Source organism: Paraburkholderia steynii (assembly GCF_900100565.1).
In the GTDB taxonomy this organism is placed as follows: Bacteria; Pseudomonadota; Gammaproteobacteria; order Burkholderiales; family Burkholderiaceae; genus Paraburkholderia; species Paraburkholderia terrae.
This window is the reverse complement of record NZ_FNDI01000070.1, coordinates 1-10,164: the sequence shown is the minus strand read 5'-3', so window position 1 is coordinate 10,164 and position 10,164 is coordinate 1. Positions and strand designations below refer to the sequence as shown.

Annotated in this window: 8 protein-coding genes; 6 read left to right on the top strand and 2 right to left on the bottom strand. The window is 61.9% G+C overall.

Annotation, left to right across the window (positions count from 1 at the left end; genetic code table 11):
- Positions 1-387 precede the first annotated feature (387 nt).
- Both murU and BLT65_RS46035 read right to left on the bottom strand, forming a co-directional pair.
- Complete coding sequence (murU, locus tag BLT65_RS46040; protein WP_091790686.1) at positions 388-1,077, bottom strand: N-acetylmuramate alpha-1-phosphate uridylyltransferase MurU; 690 nt, start codon at positions 1,075-1,077, stop codon at positions 388-390.
- 24 nt (positions 1,078-1,101) lie between these two features.
- The gene (locus BLT65_RS46035) at positions 1,102-2,178 is read right to left on the bottom strand and encodes an aminoglycoside phosphotransferase family protein (RefSeq protein ID WP_042316995.1); all 1,077 of its coding nucleotides are present in this window, start codon (positions 2,176-2,178) and stop codon (positions 1,102-1,104) included.
- A gap of 226 nt (positions 2,179-2,404) precedes the next feature.
- On the opposite strand from BLT65_RS46035, the gene BLT65_RS46030 reads away from it, so the two are divergent.
- The 6 genes from BLT65_RS46030 to gloA all read left to right on the top strand — a co-directional run bounded on the left by BLT65_RS46030 (position 2,405) and on the right by gloA (position 9,983).
- On the top strand, positions 2,405-4,774 hold the full coding sequence (locus tag BLT65_RS46030) for an LPS-assembly protein LptD (protein ID WP_091790685.1): 2,370 nt from the start codon (positions 2,405-2,407) through the stop codon (positions 4,772-4,774).
- Positions 4,775-4,889: 115 nt separating this feature from the next.
- Positions 4,890-6,269, top strand: coding sequence for a peptidylprolyl isomerase (locus BLT65_RS46025; RefSeq protein WP_174485124.1), 1,380 nt, complete (start codon positions 4,890-4,892; stop codon positions 6,267-6,269).
- Between the two features lie 13 nt (positions 6,270-6,282).
- Positions 6,283-7,284: a 4-hydroxythreonine-4-phosphate dehydrogenase PdxA gene (pdxA, locus tag BLT65_RS46020; protein ID WP_091790684.1), complete on the top strand. Its 1,002-nt coding sequence runs from the start codon at positions 6,283-6,285 to the stop codon at positions 7,282-7,284.
- Positions 7,285-7,304: 20 nt separating this feature from the next.
- On the top strand, positions 7,305-8,135 hold the full coding sequence (gene rsmA, locus BLT65_RS46015) for a 16S rRNA (adenine(1518)-N(6)/adenine(1519)-N(6))-dimethyltransferase RsmA (protein WP_091790683.1): 831 nt from the start codon (positions 7,305-7,307) through the stop codon (positions 8,133-8,135).
- A gap of 217 nt (positions 8,136-8,352) precedes the next feature.
- Positions 8,353-9,480, top strand: coding sequence for a porin (locus tag BLT65_RS46010; protein WP_091790682.1), 1,128 nt, complete (start codon positions 8,353-8,355; stop codon positions 9,478-9,480).
- Positions 9,481-9,596: 116 nt separating this feature from the next.
- A complete protein-coding gene (gloA, locus tag BLT65_RS46005) occupies positions 9,597-9,983 on the top strand; it encodes a lactoylglutathione lyase (RefSeq protein WP_042316975.1) in 387 nt (128 codons plus the stop codon).
- Positions 9,984-10,164: the final 181 nt, after the last annotated feature.

The following is a 10,164-nucleotide window of genomic DNA, read 5'->3' as shown; positions in this document are numbered from 1 at the left end:
CCTACACACAGTTTGCCACCTGGGCGGCACATACCATTCGCCGCCGCTTGCCCGTGCAAATGCATTTGAAGCGGGTGATGCGTTTATTCAAAGCGTTGGCAACACGCGCCAACAGAGCCGTTGCCGTGTGAAGCGTAAGACCCTTTGGGGGCCCTCAGGCAGGCACAAGTGTTGGCGGTGTGAGCCGCTTTCTTTTGCCTACTTTTCTTTGCGGCGGCAAAGAAAAGTAGGTGCCGCCCCGCACAGGGGCGACGCCTGAAGCACGCTAACGAATCGCGGATGCCAGCGAAAAGGCAAAAACATCAAAACCGCTTGCGCAGCAAACCCAGCCACCCGGATGCCAGAACAAAGACAAGCAAACCACCCAAGCGTCGCAGACAAAAAAACCTACACCTTCAACAACTCATCAAGCGCCCGAAGCTGCGCCGGAGTCCCAACGTTCTCCCACAACCCGTCATACAGCGCCCCAGTAGCGCGCCCCTGCGCAATAGTCTCGCGATAAAACGGCGTAAGCGCGCGCCGCGTCCCAACGGGGAGATCCCGAAACATCCGTGTGTCATAGAGCCCGATGCTACCGAACGTATACCGTGGCGAGCCCTCAAGCGCCAACAGCCCATCGCCGCCGAGCACAAAATCCCCAGCAGGATGAAACGAAGGATTCGGCACCATCACAAGATGCATCCCCGGCGAATCCGCAGCCGCAAGACGAGCACCCGCCGCGCGCAGCGTCGAATAATCAAAATCCGCGTACACATCACCCGCGACGCCAACGAACACCTCAGGCCTGCCTGAGTCCTCCAGCAGCGGCAAAGCCTTGGCAATCCCACCCGCCGTTTCAAGCGCTTCATGCTCCGCGGAATAACGCAACTCGACACCAAACCGCGAACCATCGCCCAAGGCATCCTCGATCTGCGCGCCGAGCCAGGCATGATTAACGACAATCGTCGTAAACCCCGCGACTGCCAGCCGCTCGATCTGCCATTCGATCAGCGCCTTGCCGCCCACTTTCAACAACGGCTTCGGACACGTGTCCGTCAACGGCCGCATCCGGTCGCCGCGCCCGGCGGCGAAGATCATCGCTTTATTCAAGTTCTTCACCCGTCAGAACGTGTAGCCGACGTCGACGGCGCGGCCTTCGAGGTCATCGAGCAGCCTGGCGAACGGCACGAGCGGCCGGTAACGCTCGCACACCTTGCGTGCATAGCCGATGAAACGCGGCAGATCCGCCATGTAATGCGGCTTGCTATCGCGATAGTTGATCCGGCAGAACAGCCCGAGCACCTTGATATGCCGCTGCAAACCCATCCATTCGAGCTGTCGATAGAACTCGCCGAAGTCAGCATCGACGGGCAGCCCCGCTTTTTTCGCGCGCTCCCAGTAGTACACGAAGCAGTCCAGTTCGAACTCTTCGTCCCAACCGATGAACGCATCGCGCAGCAGCGACGCAACGTCATACGTGATCGGGCCGTACACCGCGTCCTGAAAGTCGAGCACGCCTGGATTCGGGCTGGCGATCATCAGATTGCGCGGCATGAAATCGCGCAGCATGAAAACCTGCGGCTGCGCCCGCGCGCTCGCGACCAGCAGCGCGAACGTGCGATCGAGCACGCCGCGCGTGTTCTTATCCACTTCCTGCCCGAGATGCCGGCCGATGAACCATTCCGGCATCAGCTCCATCTCGCGGCGCAGGAACGCTTCGTCGAACGGCGGCAGCACGTCTTCGCGCGAGGCGAGCTGCCAGCGGATCAGCGCATCGAGCGCGTCGCGCATCAGTGTTTTGGCTTCGGCGGGACTGCTCTGCTTCAGCGTCGACAGATACGACTGCGTGCCGAGATCGGTGACGAGCATGAAGCCCGCATCGAGATCGACTTCCAGCACGCGCGGCACGTGGACGCCCGCGTCGGCCAGCAAACCCGCCACCTGCACGAATTCGCGGCATTTTTCGGGCGGCGGCGCATCGACGGCGATCACCGTCGCGCCGCCCGCGACAAGCTCCGCGCCGCTGCCCGCGAGGCGGAAGTAGCGGCGAAAGCTCGCATCGGCGGAAGCGGGCTTCAGCGTGGCGAGGTCGAGGCCGTAGCGGCCGGCGTGGGTTTGCAGCCAGGCGCCGAGAAGCTCGAGCCGGGCGTCCGCCGTCGAAGAAGCGGATGTAAGGGAAGATACGGGGGGAAGCGTCATGAAAAGCCGGTGACAAAATCGGGGTGGGCAACGTCTTGCCATATAATACCCCACGACTTTTTTGACGCGACTCGCGTCAGTTCTCGCGCATCTCGTTGGGTCGCCCGCCTTATCGCTGCATGAATCGTCAATAGTTGTGCATTCGATGCCCGATTGCACAGGCGGCAACTCGTGACTGATGGCCGGGCACATGAACTGACAGCAGGGCCGATACGCCAAACGATACATGCCGCCTAGACAGCTTTTCCGAACCACTTCCTCCTCTGACGCCCTGCCGCGCAGAAGGCGGCTCGCAGCGGCGCTGGTCGCCGTGCCGGGTCTGCTGCCCGCGCTCTCGCATGCGCAGCTGGCGGGAGAGGCGGCGCAGGCGCAGCCGATAGACGCGCCGTGGGGCCTGCGGCTGGCTCCACAACTCGAAGAACATTCGACACCCAACGGCCAGAGCCCCGCCACCTTCGTGCTGGGCGACTCGACGACGGGCACGGCCGACCAGGACATCGCGGCCAAGGGTGCAGCGGAAGTCCGCCGCACCAACTCGGCGCTGAAAGCCGACGCGCTTCATTACGATCAGGATACGGACATGGCCGATGCTTACGGCAATGTCCATCTGTCGGGCAACGGTGCCACGTTCTCGGGCCCGGAAGCGCACATGAAGATCGAGTCGAGCGAAGGCTTCATGACCACGCCCAAGTATCACTTCACGGTGACGGGCGGTTCGGGCAGTGCGGAGCGCGTCGATCTGCTCGATAACGAGCGCTCGGTGTTCACGCGCGGCACCTACACGGCGTGCCAGTGCGCGGAAGATCCGGCGTGGTACATCAAGGGCAGCGAGTTCGATTTCGATACGGGCGCGGATGACGGCGTCGCGCACAACGGCGTGCTGTTCTTCCAGGGCGTTCCCGTGTTCGCGAGCCCGTGGCTGTCGTTCCCGCTGTCGGGCGCGCGGCGCAGCGGCCTGTTGCCGCCGACGGCATCGCTCAGTTCGACCAACGGTTTCGAGCTGTCGCTGCCGTACTACTTCAACATTGCGCCCAACCGCGATCTGACGGTGACGCCGCGCATCCTGTCGAAGCGCGGCGTGCAGATGCAGGCGAACTTCCGCTATCTGTCGCCGACGTATAGCGGCTCGATCACGGGCGAGTATCTGCCCGACGACAAGATCACCCACACGAACCGATACGCGCTGTATATCCAGCACAACCAGAACTTCGGTTCGGGCTTCGGCGGGTACATCTACTACAACAAGGTCTCGGACAACACCTATCCGGAAGACCTGGCGTCGTCGACGAACCAGTTTCTGAACGGCACGCAGCTGCTGTACCAGCAGGAAGCAGGCCTCACGTACAACAACGGGCCATGGTCCGTGCTGGCGCGCGAGCAGCATTGGCAGACGCTTTCGCCGTCGACCGCGCCGTACGGCCGCGAGCCGCAGTTGAACGTGAAGTACGCGAAGTACAACGTCGGTGGCTTCGACTTCGGCGCGGAAGCGGACTACTCGCGCTTTCGCATCACGACGGCGGATGCAACGGAAGGCGACCGCGTCGTCTTCAATCCGTATCTGTCGTACTCCGTCATCGGTCCGGGTTACTTCGTCACGCCGAAGGTGCAATGGCACTTCGCGTCGTATGACCTGAGCAACATCGGCACGGGCTCGCCCGCGAATCAGCCGAAGAACTTCACGGAGTCGATACCGACGTTCTCGTTCGACACCGGCCTGATCTTCGACCGCTCGGTACGTCTCTTCGGACAGGATTTCATCCAGACGCTGGAACCGCGGCTGTACTACGTCTACACGCCGTATCGCAACCAGAGCTTCGCGCCGCTGTTCGATACGGCTGAGTCGGATTTCGGCCTCGCGGAAATCTTCACGCCGAATACGTTCGTCGGCAATGACCGTATCGCCGATGCGAACCGTCTGACGGCCGCCATCACTACGCGTTTCCTGAACCCGGCGACGGGCGACGAACGCGCGCGCTTCGTGATCGCGCAGCAGTACTATTTCCGCGATCAGCGTGTCACGCTGGACCAGACTCAGCAGGCGTCGGAGCAGGCCACCCACTCGGACCTGATTCTCGGCGCGTCGCTGAAGCTCGGCGGCGGTTTCGCCTCGGAAACGGCGTTCCAATATAATGCGGACAACAATCAGCTGGTCAAGACCAGCGTCGGCTTCGGGTACAGCCCCGCAGCAGGCAAGGTCATCAACGTTGGCTATCGTTACACGCGCGCCAACACGACGCTGGACAACCAGCCGATCAACCAGTTGCTGATCTCGGGCCAGTGGCCGCTGATGCACCGGGTCTTCGGCGTAGGGCGGATCAACTACGACCTGAAAGGACACCGCGCCGTCGACGCGCTGCTCGGCGTGCAATACGACGCGGATTGCTGGACGCTCGGCGTCGGCTTCCAGCGCTACGCAAACGGGGTGAACACAACGGGCAGCCAGACGTCCGGCACGCGGGTGCTTGCGCAGCTGACGTTCAAGGGCCTGTCGAGCGTCGACAACGGGCTGATGTCTGCGTTCCGCGCAAGCGTTGCTGGCTATCAGCCGCCACCGCCGCCGCCGCCGCCCGAATCGCAGTTCAACAACTACCAATGACGGGGTCGCGAATGACGGGGTCACCTATGAGCGAGTCGCGAGTGACAGATCGATGCCGCGTCGTTCGCAGAACAGACAAGACGGGCCGAGCGTGCCCGACATCACTGGAGTATCTGTGGCAATCATGAAAAAGCTTCGCCTGGCAACGTTCGCGACCGGCTTCGCTGCGGCCGCTTCCATTCTGCTGGCAGCGCCTGCGCACGCGCAGGCGCTGGGCGGCAACAGCAATGCTCAAACGGTCGATACGATCGCGGCTGTCGTCAACAACGGCGTCATTACGCAGCGCGAGCTGGACATGCGCGTCGGCCTGATCACGAAGCGGCTGAACCAGCAGCACGCGCCGATTCCGCCTGCCGATCAGTTGCGCCAGCAGGTGCTCAATCAGATGGTGCTGGAGCGCATCCAGTTGCAGAGGGCGCGCGAAGACGGCATCAACGTCGACGACGCGCAGGTGCAGCGCACGCTCGAACGTCTCGCGCAGGCCAACAACATGCCGCTCGAAATGTATCGCGCGCGTATCGAGGCGCAAGGCGTGCCCTGGTCGACCTTCACGGGCGACGCGAAGACGGAGCTGATCCTCTCGCGTCTGCGGGAGAAGGAAGTGGACAGCAAGGTCACCGTGTCGGACGCGGAAGTGGCGAACTACATCGCGAGCCAGCGTGGGCCGACGGCCGGCCTCACCAGCGATCTGCACCTGGAGCACATCCTCCTGAAGGCGCCGCTCAACGCGTCGCAGACGGATATCGAAGCGGCGCAGACGAAGGCGAATGGGCTGCTGCAGGAAGCATTGAAGGGCGACAACTTCGAGAAGCTCGCGAAGGCCAATTCGCAGGCGGCGGATGCATCGAAGGGCGGCGACCTGGGCTTTCAGTCACCGTCCAAACTGCCGGCTGAATTCGTGACGGCAGCTTCGACGCTGCGTCCGGGCCAGGTCAATCCGTCCGTGATCCGCACCAACGACGGCTTCGAGATCGTGCGACTCGTCGATCGCCGCTCTGGCCAGGGCGCGACTTCCGCCGATTCGACCAAGCTCACGCAGACGCACGTGCGCCACATCCTGCTGCGTGTCGGCGACGGCATGTCGGAGCCGCAGGCGCGCCAGAAGCTGCTCGAAATCCGCCAGGAGATCGAAACGGGCCAAGGCGATTTCGACAAGTTTGCGCGCACCTATTCGCAGGACGGTTCGGCGTCGCAAGGCGGCGATCTCGGCTGGATCAGCCCGGGCGAAACGGTGCCCGAGTTCGAACGCGCGATGAACGCGCTGCAGGACAACCAGATCAGCCAGCCCGTGCGAAGCGAATACGGCTATCACCTGATCCAGGTGCTCGGCCGGCGCGAAGCGGAAGGCTCGGTCTCGCAGCAGATGGACCTCGCGCGCCAGGCTATCGGCCAGCGCAAGGCGGAACAGGCGTATGCCGACTGGCTGCGTGAGCTGCGCGACACCGCGTATGTCGATTACAAGGCAAACCCGATCACGGGTACATCCGCGCAATAACTCTGGAATGGTCATGACCGCTGCCCAGCCCTCGAACGCACCGCTGAACATCGCGATCACCACGGGCGAGCCGGCTGGCGTCGGTCCTGAACTGACGGCACAGGCGCTCGCCGCGGCGGGCGCGCACTGGCCCGATGCGCACTTCACGGTGCTCGGCGACAGCGGTTTGATGGCCGAACGGGCGAAAGCAGTTGGGATCGACTGGGCGGCGCAGCAGGGCCGCCACATCGCCACGCAGCATCACGCGCTCGCCGCGCCCGCGCAGGCCGGCAAGCTCGACGTAAAGAACGGGCCGTACGTGCTGGATCTGCTCGATGCAGCGATCGATGGCGCGCTCGCGGGCACGTTCGACGCAATCGTCACCGCGCCTCTGCAAAAGAGCACGATCAACGATGCCGGCGTGCCGTTCACCGGTCATACCGAATATCTGGCGGAGCGCACCAACACGCCGCGCGTCGTGATGATGCTGGCGGGCACGGGCGCAAGGCCGCTGCGCGTCGCGCTCGCCACGACGCATCTGCCGCTGAAGGACGTGTCGGCGGCGCTGACGGTCGACGGCCTCGTCGACACGCTGCGTATCATCGACCATGACTTGCGGCACCATTTCGGCCTGCCGGCACCGCGTATTCTCGTCACCGGCCTGAATCCGCATGCGGGTGAAAACGGCTATCTCGGCCGCGAGGAAATCGACGTGATCTCGCCGGCGTTGCAACAGGCGAACGGGCTGGGCATCGACGCGCGCGGCCCGTATCCCGCCGACACGCTGTTTCAGCCGCGTTATCTGAACGAAGCCGATTGCGTACTCGCGATGTTTCACGATCAGGGCCTGCCCGTTCTGAAATACGCGACGTTCGGCGAAGGCATCAATGTGACGCTCGGCTTGCCGATCATTCGCACGTCTGTCGATCACGGCACGGCGCTCGATCTCGCCGGCACAGGGCGCGCGGATGCGGGCAGCCTGATCGCCGCAATCGACACCGCAGTTTCCATGGCGCGCAACCGTCGCGCCGCATGATTTTTTTGTAGCTTCTATCGATGTCCAACAGTTCAAGCAAACAGCACCAGGGCCACTTCGCGCGCAAGCGCTTCGGACAGAATTTTCTGGTCGACCTGGGCATCATCGATTCGATTGTCGACGTGATCCGTCCGCAACGCGGCGAGCGCATGGTCGAAATCGGACCGGGGCTGGGCGCGCTGACGGAGCCGCTGATCGGGCGTCTCGCGACGCCCGAAGCGCCGCTGCACGCCGTCGAACTGGACCGAGACCTGATCGGGCGTTTGAAGAAGAAGTTCGGCCAGCTACTCGAATTGCATGAAGGTGATGCGCTCGCGTTCGACTTCGGCGCGCTCGCGGAAGCGGGCGAAAAGCCCACGCTGCGTATCGTCGGCAATCTGCCTTACAACATTTCGAGCCCGTTGCTGTTTCATCTCGCCACTTTCGCTGACCGCGTGATCGATCAGCATTTCATGCTGCAGAACGAAGTGGTCGAGCGGATGGTCGCGGAGCCGGGCACCAAGGCGTTCAGCCGGTTGTCTGTGATGTTGCAGTACCGTTATGTGATCGACAAGCTGCTCGACGTGCCGCCCGAATCGTTCCAGCCGCCGCCGAAAGTCGATTCTGCGATCGTCCGCATGATTCCGTACGCGCCGCACGAACTGTCTTCCGTCGATCAAACAACGCTCGGTGAACTCGTCACCGCGGCGTTCTCGCAGCGTCGCAAGATGTTGCGAAATACGCTATCCGCATATCGCGATATCGTCGATTTCGAAGCGCTCGGCTTCGATCTGCAACGCCGCGCGGAGGACGTGCCCGTCGCAGAGTATGTGTCGGTTGCGCAGGCCGTATCGGCGGCTTCTCCTAAGTAGCTGGAAACGCAGCGAGTCAAGTCACAAATACGACTCGTTGAATCTGCAAAGGCCACTGTAGACAGCCCGCAACACGCGGGCTTTCTTTTATCTTCCCGACTCTTCATACAGATTAATCTTACGCTTGCTTGCGTTCGCCTATTTGCGCGCCAGCGACGCCGCACCGCTTTAAGAAAATCCCACGCAGTAACGCATGCAGGATGGATCAGGAGACGGTATGACGAAGGGGAGCAAGAGACTGAGGTTCTGCGCGTGGGCGGCGCTTTCGCCTGCGTTGACGTGCGCGACGGCACACGCGCAATCGAGCGTCACCTTGTACGGCATCGTCGACGAAAGCGTCCGGTATATGACGCACGTGAACAAGACCGGTGACTCGAGCGTCGGCCTCGGCAATGGCGGCATGTCGGAGAGCCGCTGGGGTTTGCGCGGCGTCGAGGACCTGGGCGGCGGCTGGTCGACCTTCTTCAAGCTCGAAAACCGTATCTACATCAACAGCGGTCAGAGCGATCCGACGCTGCCGTTTTTCAACGAGGCGCAGGTCGGTGTGCAGTCGTCGTCGTACGGCAAGCTGATCTTTGGGCGGATGCCGAACGTGCTGATCGAAGGCATCACGATTGGCGGCTATGGCAGCAACCCGTGGATTCCATACGACTTCAGCTTCCAGCCGGAAGTGACGATGTCGGGCGGCATCTGGACGAGCAATCAGGTGCAGTATCAGGCGCGCGCGCATGACGTGTTGTTGTCGATCGGGTATGCGTTCGGCGGCGTTGCGGGGCACCAGTCGTATGGCTCGCAGTACGGCGCGGCCGTTGCTTATGCGCCTAGTGGCGGGCCTGTGAATCTGGGCGGCGCGTATGAGGAGTCGCGCGATTCCGTCAATGGCAGCGCGGCGAAAGCATGGACGTTTGGTGCGTCGTACACGTGGAACCAGACGCGCTTCGCGCTCGGCTATATCGTCAATCAGAACGACGCGGGCTTTTCGAATTTCGCCAATGGTCCGTTTACGGCGCCTGTGCTTGCGGCGCTCAAGTACACGGACTTTTCACGACGTCGAATGATAATGGGCGGTATCACGCAGCAGGTGGGCGCTGCCTGGCATTTCGCAGCGAATGTGTGGCGGACATTGCAGGACGGCAAGACGCCGGCGCAGGATGGCTCTGCGTGGCAGTACCAGCTCGTAGCTGATTACAGTTTGTCCAAGCGCACGGATGTTTATGTGGAAGGCGATTATGGGCTGTATCGCGGGGGTCTGATTGGCGCGCAATTGCAGGGTGTGAATGGTGTCGGGCTGGCGCAGAAGGGTACGCAGATTGGGCTGATGACAGGGCTGCGGCATCTGTTCTAAAGTTTTGCCTATGGGGCGTGTGGACGCCGCCGGCCAGGGTTTGGCGAGCGCGCGGCGTTTTCGGTTTTTCTGTACATTTACGCCCTCGACATCCCTACACAATACTGGAGTACACAATGCGCCTTCTTCACACCATGCTTCGAGTCGGCAATCTCGACCGCTCGATCAAGTTTTATACCGAGTTGCTCGGGATGAAAGTGCTGCGTCGCAATGATTATCCTGAGGGTAAGTTTACGCTTGCGTTTGTTGGGTATGAAGATGAGAAAGATGGCACGGTTATCGAGCTGACTCACAATTGGGATACCGAGTCGTACGATCTGGGAGATGCGTTTGGGCACCTGGCGGTTGAGGTGGATGACGCGTATGCCGCGTGCGCCAAGATCAAGGAGCAGGGCGGGACGGTTGTGCGGGAGGCCGGGCCTATGAAGCACGGTACGACTGTTATCGCGTTTGTGACTGACCCTGACGGGTATAAGATCGAGTTTATTCAGCGGAAGTCTTAAGGGTTTTTTGTTGTCTGCGACGCTGGGTGGTTTGCTGGTGTTTGCTGCGCCAGCTTTCTGGTTTGCTTGTGTTTTCGCTGGCATCCGCGATTCGTTAGCGTGCTTCAGGCGTCGCCCCTGTGCGGGGCGGCACCTACTTTTCTTTGCCGCCGCAAAGAAAAGTAGGCAAAAGAAAGCGGCT